Genomic DNA, 16,062 nt, shown 5'->3' with positions numbered 1-16,062 from the left:
AGTAAGTGTTCATAAATGATTTAGGATGGCTATGCTTTTTTGGGAATTCATCGGTATAGCTAACGTTGAACCTGTCACATAGAAGTAGAGGGAAAATCAGGAATAGTTAAAGTCGTTTCCGTCGCCTTGCGAGATTTTGCTACTTTTTTAGTATTCCCTTTTGCCTTGGATTTCTCAGCAGCTTTACCGCCTAAAATTTCCGCTTCGGCGCGTTGCTGGTTGAGTTCGAGTAAACGGGCTAATACTTCGTCGTGAATTTCTTCTGGCCAACGGTAGCGCCAAGGCTTTTTCTTCTGGCGTTTGCTGGTGTTTTCGTCGTCTTCTTCGTCTTCGTAGTCAAGCAGGAAGGTGCATTCTGTGGAAATATCTGTCCAGCCGTAAGCATCAAGGACAGCGCGATCGCATTGGGCGTGGAGTAAGCGTAGTTGTAAAATATCAGGGTGGCGTTCGTCGGGATCGTGGAAGCGGTTGTATGTGTCGGTGAGTCCCTGGTTGTTGCGAACCATTAAGGCGGCGCGGTATTCGTAGTAGGTTTTACCTACTGCTTCTAGGGCGGCGTTGGTTTCCCAATTTTCGGGGAAGGGGAAGGTTTCAAAGCAATCTGAGGGGGTGTAACGGAGGTCATCTTTCATGGATGAACCCAGAAACCTAGCCCAAATTTCGTGAGGACGAGATTGTAATGTCGAAAATGCAGAAAAACTATCAATCGCAATAACAACAAGTGAGTCAGAATAAACTATTTTATTAGGTAGAAAAGTGAATGAACCATGCTGACCAACACGAGAAATTACTAATACACTCTTAAGAGGAGCGATCGCTTTATTTCCTTGTTGGTTTCTTCTTCCAAAAAGCCACCACTGACGGCTATAGCTTCCTGGCTTATTCTTTCTTTCTGGGAAAACTTTTTCTTTGACTATCCCATATAAGTCAGGATATTCTCTGGCTTCAGCTTCACTCATTTCTCCAAAATTAATTACATAGCGATGATGGATATGGGTTGGGCTAGTATTTACTTCTTCCCCACCCATGTAAGGAAAAATTAACTCTGCATTTTTCTTATTTTTTTCAATCAAACGTTGCATTTCTGCAATAGGTGTTGCATCAGTATTGGAATCATCAAATGTAAAACCCATTCCTAATACGATGCTACCCTGAAAGCTTTTTTCAGCATTTACCAATAACACTTTGGGATTTTCATTACCACCAGTATGAAATAGAAACGCAGAAATTAAGTTAACCTCTCGTCCATCTAGCAATTTTCTATTTTCGTATTGACCCTTAAAAACATGAATAACACTCACAACAACCGCCGCTAAACCCGGCCACTTCATCCGCTTTTGAGCATTGTAAATTGCACCACCTTGCTCACAGATATATCTCAAACCTGTGCTGCGAGTATCTCCTTGGGCAATAGTATTTGTGGCAATTAATCCAAAACATCCAGATTGACGTAAAAGGCTAAATGCTCGTCGGAAAAAATGCGCCACTAAGTCACCATTGCTATTTGTTTCAGGATGTACAACAGGCAACCAATCTCTATAACCATCACCGAATACTGTACTAATACGTTTACCACCCAAAAAAGGTGGATTACCAACAATCGCATCAAATCCCGGATTCTCCCTACCAAATACTTCAGGAAATTCAATCTCCCAATTAAAAACCGGAACTGGTTTCTCACCAGACCGCAACTCTGCACAAATCCGCCTAACATCTAAATCATCTTCCTGATTTTTCTGCCATTGATAAAACTTCAACCATGAATTATCACGCTCATCTTTTCTCGCCTTGTCCTTATCTTTGGCGAAAAATGAAGCAATAACTAAATCCCCTTTTAGCCGAATATTCCCCAACTCTGTTTCTATATTTTCGTAAAAATCGCGTTTGGCTGCATAATCATCTTCATCCAAATTGTGAATTCCATTGCGATAAAACTTCGCTTTCTCCATTGCTAGATTAAACAAAGGTAAGTTTGGGTCTTTATAAGTCTTGTCTTCATCCCAATTAAACGTTTGAATTTGTTGAGAGGTTAACCCAACTAAAGAATCTCCCCATTTCAACGCATGGTCTAAAAAAGTAAAAGGATGAGCTTTCGCCAAAGTCGCCAGCCACAGCGATAATTTAGCCAAATTCACCGCAAAGGGGTTTTTATCCACACCATACAAACACCGTTGCGCTACTAATCGCCGCGCATAAAGTAATGGTTCTTCATCAATTGGAATTTCAGGTAATACGTTTTGCTTATTCCACGCTTCAACTAATTTATCTGCCAACTGACGACAACTTTCTACCAAGAATGCACCCGAACCCATCGCCAAATCACAAACTTTCAACTCTAAAATCTGCTCTGGTGTGGGGTTTTCTCCCAAAGCCGATAAAATCGGTCTGAGAGTTTCTTTAACAATCGGCTCAGTCAAAGCACGAGGCGTATAATGAGAACCACTACGCCGCCGTTCTTCCCCCGGTTGCAAATACAGAGAACCCACAGACATTAAACTCGGCGTTTTCGGTGATACCTTCCGTCCTAAAGCCGCCACTACATCCTCTGCTGTCCTCGCATCCTTTAACTCTGTTAGGGATTTACCAGTAATTTCGCAACCTGCAACATCCTTTAAATATTTAGCCCGTTCTCCCACCTTAGTTTTGAGAACTTCCTCAACGCTGACAACAACTGTTACCGAAGATTTAGAACCTTTGGGTTTACTCCAAACACCGATAGCAGGACTACTTGCTCTTTCTACCTCGTAGCCCATAATTGCGGTATAAACGGAACCAATTTGTTCAACATCCAGAGAACGGTAAGACAGACGTTCTCCATCCAGTACCAGCAACCCTTGCAATACCCTGTGAATTACCCCGTCTGAAACGCGAGGGGGTTCAAGACTTTCCCCTGTTTGATATTCTGTAGACTGGAGACGACCTTCTAAAAACGGATATTCATCTGGGTCAAATAGTTGCCCATGACGAGCAGGTAAGTACAAATCAGCATGACCGCCGCCGTCGTAAACCAAACGGAACAGACTCAGCAACCATGCCCAAGCACCATACCTCTGATCCATTGTATCTGGGTAGTTGCCTGCATCTTCTCGCAAGCGCTCGTAAAGTCCACTAACTGAGTAGTAGCGTGTATAAACTGCATCTTGAGACATCAGTCCCCGATCTTCAGCGTAAAGCAGAAACACTAACCGCAGCAAAACAGTAATCAGCCCACCGTAAATATGCTGGGGTGCAGTCGTGGCAATATCACTTATTAAGCCGCTTTTAGTAGTTGCATCTGCTATTTGGAAGCCGCGCAGTAAATCCCATAATGCCTCTAATACCTGCTCTGCAAGCTTAATAGAGACATCGTTTTGATATTTGCGGCTTTTTTCCAGGATTGCAGACAAACGGCGATCGCTAGGGACATTAAACAGTCGGTCAGCCGAGAGTAACATTTCCATTGCACCCAAAATCAGCCGCCCAGATACCTCACACATTGCCTGTACAGGAAAAGTCAGGTGTCCCGATGACTCACCAAGTGGTGCATAAACCAAACGCAATTCTGTACCGTTGCACAATAGCCCAGTATAAACTTTCGTTTCTTTCAAAAGCCGCTCAAACTTAGACTGGGGGCTGGCGTGCCAACCAGTAGATTTACTATCCTCCGCGCCTGCATTGTCCAGTTCAGTACCATCAGGAAGCACCTGTACCAACATCATCCAACCGCCATTTGGGTCGGGTACAGCATACGTGGGGGTCAAAACTTCGTTGTAATCTGGGAGTGCGATCGCAAATTCTTCTGGACTGGCAACTAAATCTTCTGCCTGCCAACCTAAAACATTGATCGTAAAAGCAGGAAAGTCGTCAATTCCAAAGGTTTCCTTGCTATCACCGGGCAGAGGTTCACGTCTGGCAACTGTAGCGAGTGTTTGTTGCAGTTCCACCACATTGCGATTAACCACAGCTTGGGCTGCTGACAATGCCGGCGGAGACACCACCAACCCCACAGGCTGGAGAAAGCCCAACCATTCTTTATGTAAGCGAATTTCTGGATCGTTTGCCATTGTTTATACTCCCTCTAGCCGGAAATCGGCCATAAATAAATTACGCCGACTGGCTCAACCCGCACTGCTTTCACTTTGTAGGCGGCTTCAATTCGGGCTGGTTCTGAAATTAGTTCGGTTGCGATCGCTTGAAGGCGTTTTTCCCAATGGCGACGGTCTGCATCCAATTGGCGCTGTTCTTCTATGAATGGAAGAGACAACTGCACTACCTTAGATTCTTCCTGACACTTGAGAATTCGCGTCTGCTGTTCCTCCAGAATGTTCTTCATCTCAGCAGCTTCTTTAGTACCCCGATTGGCCAGCTTTTTCTCAGCACTTTCAGCCAAAGCTGTAGCGCGGCGTTCCAGATGGGGAATTAATTCTGCTACATCTTGTGCAGCACTTTTTTTCAGTCGCTCTTTCACCGCTTCTGTAACTTCCAGCAAGTGAGGGGAAGCTAGGGAATTTTCGAGTAATTCCAGTACGTTGTCTTTCTCGCCTTCTCTTAAAGGCTGAAGTTTTTTGCGTCCCCGACTGGTTGGGTCTGACCACTCTGCTGCGACTGCAATTACCTGATCGTGCAAGCGAGAAGCCCGTTCACCATACAGAGCCAGCCGTCCCAGTGCAATCACTTTTGGCATTGGGTCATTAGTCAGACAAACACAAGCACGAGTTAATTCATCATGCAAGAAACCCTGAGCTAAAAACCTGCTCAGTAAACGCTGGACAATTCTGTGTTCTAAATGCAGATGAACTACATCCCCATCTAAAGAACCAGGATCTCGAAAGACTACAGGGCGAATCGGTGCTTCTTTCCGCCATTCCCAAGGCTTTTGTCCGATTTTTCGAGGTGTTCTCAGGGTATCAAGTGTAGTTGACCATGTTGGATCTGCACCAGTACGCTGGTCGAGAGCCGGAATTGTCCAACGCGCAGTTACAGGATTGTTAGCAACTTCATTCACATCTACAGGGGCAAGTGTTGGGACTCCCAGAATTTCTAAAGAAGCAGAGATGGCATTACGGAAGTGATTGTCATCTAGTCCCAACCATTTCCGCGATGCTTGCAACATTTCTTGTAAATTCTCTACTTGTTTAGTCAAATCCTGTTGGCGGAGTCTGGCTTGCTCCAGTTCTTCATTAATTACCTGTGTGTTTACTGTTTCCTTGTTACTGAGTTGCTCTGCTTTATTAATAGAATCGGCAAGATTATTTACTTCTTGGTGGCAAATCCCATTAGCCAGTAACCGCGACACATTTCTTTCAACTACTGGTGCAAGAGAGCCAAGTTCTTGTTGAATCGTGGCTGTTTTCCGCACCAGTACGTCCAATACTTTGTCTTCTGTGCGTTGTGGTAAAACAAAGTAATAACAATGGACAACAGGCGATCGCTGTAATTTGCGGTCAATCCGTCCATTGCGCTGTTCCATCCTCGATGGGTTCCACGGCACATCAAAATGGAACAAATCAGCACAGTTGTTTTGCAGGTTCACCCCTTCTCGTGCTGCATCTGTGGCAATCAGGATACGCAGGGGATGACGTGCTGGATCAGCGTTAAATGCACTTTTAATCGCTTCGCGGCGTTCTTCTCCAATGCCCCCATGAAATACATCTATGCGTTCATGTTCACGGTTAGAGCCTGCGATCGCTGTTTGTAATTGCTGTTGTAAATAACGTTTAGTATCTGTATATTCTGTAAAGATAATTACTCGCCTTTCTAACCAAGCAGCATTCGGTTGACCCAAATCGGGACAAAGATTTTGGCGAATCCACTCCACAAGTTGTTGAATCCTTGGATCTGGCTGGTAGCGAGAGGAATTCGCTACATCTGCCATTTCATCTAAAATTGCTAATTCACGCGCTGTTTGTCCGGCAGCCTGCATACTAACTGCTGCCATTTGAGCATCTTCTTCTGCAATTACTTCCTCTTCGGAGAATTCAGCCCGTTCGTCATCTGCACCAGGGGATTCAAACAGCAAAGGTAGACTGACTTGATGTATCGAAGTCCGGTTCGCCGCTTGCTTTTCTATCCCCGTTCGATGCACCTTTAAAGTCCGAGCAAATGCCTCAATGGAAGACAAAAGACGCTTTTGTAGTGAAGTGATTACTAACATCGCCGTAGTCTGAGTAGACTTTGCTGCATCTTTAAGTCGTTCCTCACGCAGATTGCGATATTGTTGCAGCAATCGGGATAATTTGAGTTCGGGCGCGTCTTCTGGCAGGTTATCAATAACTATAGGAAGAACGTAGCGTTGGGGAAACTCTTCTCCGATCTCCCGTAAATCTTGCTTTAAACGCCGCACCATTACAGTGTCCAGCAACTTGCGATTACGAACGGGTACTCCTCGGCAGAAACGCTGGGGATCAAGGATTTCTAGCAAGGCAGCGAAGCTGTTGGAATGTCCATTGTGGGGAGTGGCAGACAAAAACAGCTTGTGTTCAAAACGCGGTGCTAAGTCTCGAACAGTTTTGGTAAGTTGGGAATCAACCGCATACTTGGCACCACTCGCAGGTGCAGCATTGTGAGCTTCGTCAAGAATGAGCATGGATGCAGCTGCAAAATCACCAAGCCAGTCCCGTAATGGTGCAGCATAGGTTTCATCTCGTAGCAAAGCGTGGGAAATAATGAACCGAGTGTGCGTCATCCAAGGGTTAATTCCATAACCCCTTTCTTGACGACGGGCAGCAATAAACTCACGGTCAAGAATCATAAATGTAAGTCCAAAGCGACTTTCCATTTCCTCTTGCCACTGACGCACTACTGACGGCGGACACGAGATAACGACTCGCCTAACCTTTTGCCGCATCAGCATCTCACGCAGTATCAGCCCTGCTTCTATGGTTTTGCCCAGCCCTACATCGTCCGCAATAAACAAACCGACTCTCGGCATCAGCAAAGCTTTACGTAGCGGCTCTAATTGATAAGCTTTGACTTCTATTCCCGCACGGTAAGGCGCTTGGAAAAGCTTGGCATCTGTGGAAGTTACGCAATTCCACCGTAATGTGTGCAGGTAAGCAGAAAACAGACGCGGATTATCAAAACCTCGATTCGCTATCGATTCCCATGATGTCGCTCCTACGATTTTGGCATCTATTTCCCGTTCCCACAGGACTTCTAGCGATTCTCCTAACGCATCATCTTCTAAACAAGAAAGGCTAACTTTTGTGTCTTGCTCTGGAGACGGTTTCGACACAACTTCTTCTACAAGATATTGCCGCGATCGCACGCGCACAATCTGTCCAGTTACAATGTCAGTCACTCGTGTCTTCCCCCTTGTAACTGGACTGGTATTCTCCCTCCCATGACAATTTCACTCCCCTAAACCCTTATGTCTAATGACTGGTTGGACTAGAGTGCTAAGAAAGCAACTATGCTTTTTTTAAGTAGCAGGTATAAAATAGTTTATTAATCTATTCGAGTCTTAGCACCTGCTACATCTTATGAAGTATTTTTATATACGGCTATATTATTTAGCTAATTATCAAGAAAATTTTAAAGCTTTTATTTGATAAGCAATTTACAAATTATTTTTCTCAGAAGTCTTACGTAGATTAGTTTTAAAACCCAGGTAAACACTAAAATTTTATAGTAAAAATACTTACTTTTTTAGAGTAAGCGATATTTTGTTGTACGACTTTGAGATAGCTTCCTTGCAGTAGCGATCGCTTTATGGTTTCTGATGAAAATTTCTGTACTAATTTTGTACAATTGCTCCCAAAGTGCCATTGATCGCACGTAAATAATCAGATGGAGATAGCAGAAGCAGCATACCTCGCATTCCACCAGAAACAGTAATCTGCTCAAATAGAGTTGCCGTTTCATCAAGGTAAACTGGATAAGCTAATCGGCATTCAAGCTGCAACATAGGTGATATTGCCTTTGTTTTGGATTTTTCGATGCCACTTAATCACTAAATCGCCTTGATTCAAAAGCTTATCTAGTAGTGATTTTAATTCATCTACTGATTTGAATAAGCGATGAGCAATATATTCTTTACATGAGTGCCAGACTAACTCGATAATGTTGTAATCAGGGCTGTAAGTAGGCAAGAATTCTAAAATAAAATTTGGAAACTCTTGAGATATTTTAGCTAGAACATCTTTGCGTTTATGAAAACTAGCATTATCTAAAATTAAAATAATTTTCGGCCCAAATTTCGCAAAATCTTCAGAACGGTTCCCTTTACTTACCCATTCTTGTTTTATTAGTTCATTTAATTGTTGTAATTGCTCATAAAAAATATCTGCATTTCCCTTTTTTACAAAAAAGCATACACGTTTTCGGTCTAATTCTCGAATTGCTCCCATGACATTAACACGACCACAACGCCGTTGTCCTGGAACATTCTTGCGTTTTCCTTTTTTACCCCAACCCTTACGACGAATCACACGTAAACTGAACCCGCTCTCATCCCAAAACCATACCTGTAAACGCTCTGGTTGTTCTCTTGCGATTGTTAAATATTGAGTCAGCTTCTTTTGAAAATTGGCTCTTTCAATTGGATTTTGTTTATCTTCTAAACCATATTTAGACCAGATATAACTATACTTTTTTCGCTTTAATATCCTCCTCACCTGAGAGCTACTTAAATCAATTCCTGTTTTCTCTGTTAAATATGTGGCTAATCTTTCTGCCGTCCATCTGCCGAAGTCGTAGCCTAAATCTGATGGTTCTTGGTCAACAGTTTTTAATAATAGTTCAATATATTCAGGAGTCGCTTTTCGGTAATGTTCATACTCTCTTTTATTATGTATAGTTTCTAGATCATCTGGATCGCCGTGCATACACCAATATGCTACTGTTCTGTGTGAACAGCCTAAAAATTTAGCAATTTCGTATTGAGGTTTTCCATCATTCTGTAGGAGAATAATGAGAATTCTTTCCCTGACGTGTGGTTGCTCGCTATCTTTTAGAGCTTGCTGTAGCTTGCTGATTTGTTCTGGTGTTAAAAAGTTCTTGGCTGGCGGCGGCATAGTTGCTTTTCAACGGCTTTCTCTTCTTATTATGCAACTTAAGTGCCGATTAGCTTAGTCTTTTTTACTAGCTAAAGCTGTTACACACCCACGGATATATCCTGTTAGTGGCTGGACTTCCTTGAGGGCAACTGTCTCAACCTTCCGGTTCCCTGAAATCCGCAGAATATTACTATTATGTAGATGTGTAATGAAGTTGACTGCCTTCAGCAAGAATTTCTCTGTTTATATCGACTGCCAATTTTATAAATACTTCGCAGGTTTTGAGCATTTCGTCAAGTTGCTCTTTTGTCGCTCGAACACTAAATATTTAAAATCAGATATTAGTTATTATTTCTAGAAATTGTTTTTGTAAATTTATTAATTCTAATGATTTTGATTCTAAGTTTGTAAATAAAACGCTTGGCTGATTAGCTTTTGTTACCATAGTAATTATTTGCTCTTCAGCATTATTTTTTTTCAAAATATGGTGAATTAAATCACTTTTTGATTTATTGTATCTTTGAATTTCTGTTTTTTGTACTAAAAACAATGGATATACAAAGATACCTTTTATAAGGTTTAACATATTTGCAGGATTATAACTATTGATAAGGGAATTAATACCATACTTATTAAAACCAAAATATAAATCTCTTTCTTGTAGATAAATATCCTTATATATACTAATTTTGGTAGCCTCTATTAAAGCTGTTTTAATATTATTTACATCATCAAGTAAATAATGACAAATTGCTAATCCTAACCTGAGTTCGGGATAATAAATCCTCAAAACCCTTGAATTATCGTTGTTCGGTCTAAAGCTCTGCTTTCATCTATTGTCAATAAGACATATTGCTGAGATTAGTTTCATTTGTGAACCTTATTGACAAAATGATTCCACTTTTATCCCTGCTTTGATCAATTCCAGTTTTATTCAATCCTGACAAAATAAGCTTTTTAGCTTCTGGCTTAACCCGAACTCAGGTTAATCCTAAGTAAGTATAAAAAAGTCGCTCCCCTTTTTCAAAACAATTAGCCTTAGTAAAACTATCCCTGGCATCGTTAATCAGAATAGACTTTTGTTCATCATAAGAGCTAGAATTACACGCCTGAAGAAGTGTTTTCCAAGCAGCATTAAATTCTACTTGCGTTAAAAGGTCAACTTTACTTTCAATAGATTCTATTAGCTTTAAAGATTTAGCTATTCTTATGGAAATGCCAACAACTCCTTTAGAAGCTCCGAAGAAAAGTGCCGTTAAAGAAATAGGCTCACTCATATAAATAATTATCTAGTTTGTTGCACTGTTTACTTAATTAGCTGAGGTGCGATCGCATATATTCCCGCCTTATCCCCAGATTTCCTTGCCGAGTACTCCATCACTAAGAGCCATGTCTTTGGCGTAGCGCATTGCTAGCCACGGCATCTGCTCAAAGTCGCGGATACCTTCACCTTCAGTGATGCGGTAATACTTGGGGTTGCCTTGAAGCAGCCAGTAGGTCATTGTTTGGTAGATTTCCTCTAATAAGGGGGGCGAGGCGATCGCAGGGAGGTTTTAAGGTGAGCCTTCTTCACTATCTGTTGGCCCTTGACCACTGTAGTAGTTCTCTCGAAGAATTTTAAGTTCTGGCAAGTCGAATATGTCAGAGGGATTGCCTTGTAGAGCAATATTTCGCGCATCTACAAGCATAGGATCATTTACGTTGATAGAAAACTCTTGCACAGCATTTGGCTCGAATTGCCCCAAGAGCAAGAAATAGTTTTTCTTTAATCTGCTTGAAGGCTCAGATTGTAGAGCTTTTTTAACGGCATCAATATGATGACTTTGCTTAAAGTCATTATACTTATGCCCCAGATATAGCCAGGATTCAGTTGCCATCAGCCTCTCGGCTACACTAACTGAACCATCTGATATGGTGGCAAATTCAACAATTAGTTCCCATTCTTGAGCATCAATATCTGGCAAGAAGCGCATTGCTCTAATTGTTATTGCTTTGAGATATTCAACGGGTTGCTCAAGGTTTTGATAATATACTAGTAAACTTCTAATTTCAGCAAGGTAGCCTTGTCGTGCTAGATTCTCTAGTATATTTATGGGATCACGAATAATCCAAAAAGCCTCACGTAAGATTTCCATTAGGACGTGAAGTATATCCTCAAATCCTAAAACAGAAAGTCTGTAGAGGGCAAAGCGAATATACCTTTGCAGCTTGCGTGTCTCACTTGAATTATCACTATTTGATTTACGTAGCTCTTGCCAGTCTTGCCAGCTATTCTTGAATAGATCAACTAGTTCTCTACGTAAGTCGTTTCTATTTTCGTTCCAGATGTTATTAGAAATAGTAAAGGAAGCAGCCCACTGGAGAATTGCATTCAAAGTGTCACTATCGGGTACTTGTGTAGACTTTAACTCTCCCTCCATTCCAAAAACTTCTTTTTGTTTTGCTAAGTCTTTATCTCGACTTTTTGAGCTGAATAGATATTTGTATATCTTACGACTGAGTTCTGTTCCATGAGTATAAATTTTTATTGTTTTTAAACATTGTTCATAACATTGAATATTGTGCCACCAAAGTTGATCATTATGATAAAAGCTTGCAAAAATAGCGCGGTGTTCTGAGTTCAGAATCCAAAGTGGGTTTACAACACTGTCAAAGCGATCGCTTAATCTCTCTAGATATTCATCATCGTTAGATTGCTGTAAAAATGAACAGATGTTATCTTCTTCTGTTTTCTCCTCATTAAAGTTTAGTCCTAGTTTTTTTAGTTCATCTCCTAAAACATTTTTGATCTCATGCGTGTCTTCTGGATTTGGAATGATCAGAATTATGTCATCTACATAGCGATGAAACTCAACTCCCCATTCATTACCGCTTCCAAAGCGTGCATCTATTGGAGTTAAATAAATATTTGCATAGAAGTGTGATCCAATACTTCCTTGTGTTATACCTTGACCAAACTCATGTTCATCAATATTTTTAGAAAGCAGTAATCGGATCAGCCAACGTACACGCTGACTCACTGTTAATTCCCTAGAAAGCCCATCACAAAGTTGCTCCTGAATAATTTTTGTATAGAATGATTCGATATCCACTCTCAGGATTGCGCCATTGGCGTAATTGTTAGCACTATCCCGTGCCTTTTTCATGTAATAGCAATAAGCTTTGAACCAATACTCATAAAGGTACTCTGTGTCTCTATGCCCATGTTTTCCAGCAATTCTATATGCGTAGCTACTACCTCTCAACTGAGAAGCTTTATCACCCAATCTTTGAATAATTGCTACTGACAAAATCTCTTCTTCAATACGTGAAAGTCCTTTAGGTCGAGTAACTGTTATGTTTTTAGGTACTTTATATGAGAGCATTTCATCTGTTTTAGCAACGTCGCCAGCATAAGCATTCAATTGTTCTCGCATTTCTTCAAGCCTTGTATCAAGACTTAGCTCAAACAGACGCATTTCAGTCTCATCACATAATGTTTCTTTTAAAAGGTTGTTACGCGCTCTTGCCCAAGCTAATTTAAGATTATCGAGACTGGTAACGCCGTTCCAATCCTGATCCTCTGCTCTATCAGCACTCCATATCGTCTGAAAATCAGCATAAAATTCTTTGTCGTATTGTGTAATCCCTTTCTTATCGAGCCAAAAACAATTAGGAGGATTCGTAAAATAAACGAAATGATGCCCTGAAGTAAGTTGATTAATAGTGTGCCGACTACCTACAACCTCATGTAGGGTACTTGCCATTTGCTTAATTCTTTCATCTAAAGTAATTTCGCTATTTGTGCCAAGTTGTACTTGTTTTTCCATATTTTTAGTTCCAATCGTTAAGATGTGCATCACATCAATTGGAACGTCTTCTACTAATTGTTTATAAGCTTGAGCTTCCGCAGTTCCAAGCCCTGCACTTTCTTCTCCTATTTCTCCTGCTATATCAATACCTAATTCTTTCAATTCATCTATATTTGCTTGGCAATCTCTATAATTTTTGCTAAATGGCGAGATAACATTAAGCTGCATTATTAAGACATTTGTTAAGCATGGTAATTTTGACAATGATTTTTGTTTTTTAAGAATCCGAATCAGATCAATTGTGGCATCTGGAAATCCCTTGTATACATAATCAAAATTCAGATCAACTATTCCTGTTAGAGATGATTTTAAATTTTTCATCATCTTTATATAGAGTCCAATTGCTCGATGGCTTGGATCTACACCAATACAAATAATATTTACATCATTTGTAAGTTTACCTTCTTCTTTCAATCGTATAACTGCTTCTATAAAAGCAATAGAACCAGCACCAGCACCACAACCTACATCCAATAAACAAACTATTTGTCTATGTCTCAACCAGGTTATTAGCTTCTCTTCTCCAACAATATAATCTAGAGTATGTACTGCTTTGAAATAATGTGCTGGAAAAAGAGCATAGTATTGAAAAGCTATATGTTTCCAGTCACTTTCTTGAAGTTTTTGCTTCAAGTTAGTATAGGTCAAATCTTTATAGCCATTAGCCTCTTGAACATTTGTTCCAAGCCACTGATGTACAACAGTATAGGCATTTTCAATAATAGGATGAAAAGAGCGATATATAGGTGGTGTATTTTCAGTCACTGATATATATATTCCTTATGTATTTCGTTAATAAATTCACTACGAGATTTTGAGAAGCCCCTAAAATCTCTTGAGTAAGCTGATATAAACAACCTTGTCTTTGCTCTCGTCATTGCAACATAAAATAACCGCCTTTCTTCCTCTAAATAATTGTCACGAACACTGAAAAAACTAGGAAATTCACCCTCAGTAGCACCTGCCATGAAAACACTGTCAAACTCAAGACCTTTCGACTGATGAATGGTGATAATAGGAACTTGGTTATCGTCTTGAGAAACTTGATCTAAATTTTTGGCAAGGGCAGCAAATTCAAGGATGCTACGTAAAGAAGTATCAGGGTGCAAATCTGGAGCATCCCGTTCCTGAAAAATTCGTACAAGATGGAGAAGGTTTTTGAGGTGTTTTTCTTCTGCTTGGTAATAACTGTAGAGTCCAGATTCTATAAGCAATTTATCCAGTAGAGATGAAGGTCGTAGTCTTTGGCTAGCATCCCGCCAGTTATCTATCTGTTCGGCGAATCCTTCAAACGCCTCTCCATAGCGATACACCAATGCCTGACGGTAATCGGCTTTATGCTCAATAAGTGGAATTAGCACTGTTAGCAAGTCAATTGTGGTTCGCACATCATCCATTGCCTTGTGACTAGGCAAGTGTGCAAGATTCAGATGCTTTGCTAATGCTTCTAGCTTGTAACGGTCACATTCGATAAAGCGATTTGCTATATCTAACGTGTCTTCCCATTCCAGTTTTGGAGCAGTGATACCAGCTTTTTGGGCTTGGGCAGTCACCATCTTGATGTCAAAGCCTACATTATGCCCAACCAGCATGGAATTCCCGGCAAACTCGAAGAACTCACAAAAAACGTCTTTTACAGGTCTACCGTGTTCTGCTAGAAAGCGATCGCTATGTCCATGTATCTGCTCTGAGTCACCAACACTGACAGTATTAGCAATATAAGCATGAAACTCAGCTTGTGGTTTCCCTTCAAATAGACGGATTGCGGCAATTTCTACAACCTCATCCTTGCTGACCGAAAATCCTGTTGTCTCTACATCAAAAACAATTACTGTACTAGATGAATAGGTTGTCAAAAGTTCACTGAACGGATCACCATTAATAAACGTCCGGCTTGATGCCATATCTGTCAAATTAAAGCCGCATTCCTTTCCTTCTTCAATTACTCCTGTTATGGTTGCATCACCAATTCCACGACTGGGGCGAAGCAACATTCGACGCATCGAACCTGCATCAAAAGGGTTCAAGATAAGACGCAAATAAGCAAGTGCATCTTTAACTTCCTGCCGCATAAAAAATTGGAATCGCTCAACTGTGACGCAAGGAATACCCATGCGCTCCAACATTTGACTAACAACTTCTGTGCGTTTATGACTGCGGGCAAGAATTGCTACTCGGCTGTAGACAAAATCTTTTTGATTGGCTGCTAGTTGCTGGATTTGTCTACCAATCCACTCTGCCTCTGCTCGCTCATTGTTTGCTAAATGAACTTGAATCAGTTCTCCTACTTCACAATCAGGAGCAGGTGTAATCTTTGTTTTTCGGTGTTCAAATGAATCTGCAAACCCAGAAGCCGCGTTTAGCAGTGTTTTTGTTGCTCGATAGTTCCAGGTTAGGGAATACTCTGCGGGGTTAAAGTCACGCTTAAATTGCTCAATTACTTTATCCGGCTCAGATCCTCGCCATTCATAAATGGTCTGATCTAAATCTCCAATCATCGCCAGATTACCACTGTTAGCTGCTAGATGCTTAACGATGCCGTACTCCGAAAGATGAGTATCTTGAACTTCATCAACCTGAACAAAATCAAACTTATCTGCCCAACGTTGGCTAATCTCCGGTTCATGGTGTAACATCACCCGGACATAAAACACCAGATCAGCAAAGTCTAAGGCGTGACGTTTTTGTAGAACAGATTGATACTGAGCAGCACGTTTGGCATCATAGTTAGAGCCTAATGGGGCATACAGTTTTTTTAATGGATAATTTAGGGATAATTGGCGATCACTAGCCAGAATTTTGCAGTTAGCCAAGTCAAAGAATAACTGCTTGGCATCCCGGTCACTCGACAAATCGAAAACTTCCTTGACTAGTTCAACACAGTCGGCATCATCGTAGATGACAAAATCTGCTGGTAATCCAAGCTGACGAGCCTCGATCCGCAGTATGGAGGTACACAAACCATGAAAAGTCTTGATTGTCAAATCATGTAATTGATTTGGACAGTACTGAGATAGCCGCTCACTCATTTCTTTAGCGGCTCGGTTCGTAAACGTTAGGCACAGAATCCTTTGAGGAGGTATGCCCCTATTTATTGCACATAGAACTCGCTCTGCCAAAACACGGGTTTTGCCTGTACCAACTGGAGCAAGTACTAAAATTGAGCCTTTGGTATGTCTGGCGATCGCATTTTGTGCCGAGTTAAGTTCATTGCTATACATAAATAATCTGCATTT

At 41.0% G+C, this 16,062-nt stretch carries 11 protein-coding genes and 1 pseudogene; 1 reads left to right on the top strand and 11 read right to left on the bottom strand.

Features of this window, described 5'->3' with window-relative positions; genetic code table 11:
- The first annotated feature begins 251 nt into the window (after positions 1 to 251).
- Complete coding sequence (locus A4S05_RS44315) at positions 252 to 419, top strand: 4Fe-4S binding protein (protein ID WP_370684486.1); 168 nt, start codon at positions 252 to 254, stop codon at positions 417 to 419.
- A gap of 165 nt (positions 420 to 584) precedes the next feature.
- On the opposite strand, the pseudogene A4S05_RS24500 reads toward A4S05_RS44315, so the two are convergent.
- The 11 genes and pseudogenes from A4S05_RS24500 to A4S05_RS24470 all read right to left on the bottom strand — a co-directional run.
- Positions 585 to 3,695 (bottom strand): annotated as a pseudogene (locus A4S05_RS24500) (DNA methyltransferase); the annotation flags it as partial.
- Between the two features lie 362 nt (positions 3,696 to 4,057).
- Entirely contained in the window at positions 4,058 to 7,279 is a 3,222-nt protein-coding gene (drmD, locus tag A4S05_RS24495; RefSeq protein ID WP_069072376.1) for a DISARM system SNF2-like helicase DrmD, read from the bottom strand.
- Positions 7,280 to 7,714: 435 nt separating this feature from the next.
- The gene (locus tag A4S05_RS41960; protein ID WP_176727089.1) at positions 7,715 to 7,885 is read right to left on the bottom strand and encodes a YbaK/EbsC family protein; all 171 of its coding nucleotides are present in this window, start codon (positions 7,883 to 7,885) and stop codon (positions 7,715 to 7,717) included.
- A complete protein-coding gene (locus A4S05_RS24490; protein WP_069072375.1) occupies positions 7,872 to 8,993 on the bottom strand; it encodes an IS630 family transposase in 1,122 nt (373 codons plus the stop codon). Before A4S05_RS24490 ends, A4S05_RS41960 begins: the two co-directional genes overlap by 14 nt.
- A 54-nt stretch (positions 8,994 to 9,047) precedes the next feature.
- A complete protein-coding gene (locus A4S05_RS39360; RefSeq protein WP_256091153.1) occupies positions 9,048 to 9,206 on the bottom strand; it encodes a YbaK/EbsC family protein in 159 nt (52 codons plus the stop codon).
- A complete protein-coding gene (locus tag A4S05_RS43580; RefSeq protein WP_256091136.1) occupies positions 9,169 to 9,264 on the bottom strand; it encodes a hypothetical protein in 96 nt (31 codons plus the stop codon). The genes A4S05_RS39360 and A4S05_RS43580 overlap by 38 nt, the downstream gene beginning before the upstream one ends.
- Before the next feature lie 45 nt (positions 9,265 to 9,309).
- A complete protein-coding gene (locus tag A4S05_RS24485) occupies positions 9,310 to 9,765 on the bottom strand; it encodes a hypothetical protein (RefSeq protein WP_069072374.1) in 456 nt (151 codons plus the stop codon).
- A gap of 190 nt (positions 9,766 to 9,955) precedes the next feature.
- Positions 9,956 to 10,252, bottom strand: coding sequence for a hypothetical protein (locus A4S05_RS24480; protein ID WP_069072373.1), 297 nt, complete (start codon positions 10,250 to 10,252; stop codon positions 9,956 to 9,958).
- Between the two features lie 69 nt (positions 10,253 to 10,321).
- Positions 10,322 to 10,477: a hypothetical protein gene (locus A4S05_RS39355; protein WP_176727088.1), complete on the bottom strand. Its 156-nt coding sequence runs from the start codon at positions 10,475 to 10,477 to the stop codon at positions 10,322 to 10,324.
- Positions 10,478 to 10,528: 51 nt separating this feature from the next.
- Entirely contained in the window at positions 10,529 to 13,591 is a 3,063-nt protein-coding gene (locus tag A4S05_RS24475) for an RNA-directed DNA polymerase (RefSeq protein WP_069072372.1), read from the bottom strand.
- Positions 13,588 to 16,047 carry a 3'-5' exonuclease gene (locus A4S05_RS24470; RefSeq protein WP_069072371.1) on the bottom strand — a complete coding sequence of 820 codons (2,460 nt, stop codon included), beginning with the start codon at positions 16,045 to 16,047 and terminating at the stop codon, positions 13,588 to 13,590. The genes A4S05_RS24475 and A4S05_RS24470 overlap by 4 nt, the downstream gene beginning before the upstream one ends.
- Positions 16,048 to 16,062: the final 15 nt, after the last annotated feature.

This window comes from Nostoc sp. KVJ20, from assembly GCF_001712795.1.
Classification (GTDB): Bacteria; Cyanobacteriota; Cyanobacteriia; order Cyanobacteriales; family Nostocaceae; genus Nostoc.
This window is presented reverse-complemented; position numbering and strand designations above follow the sequence as displayed.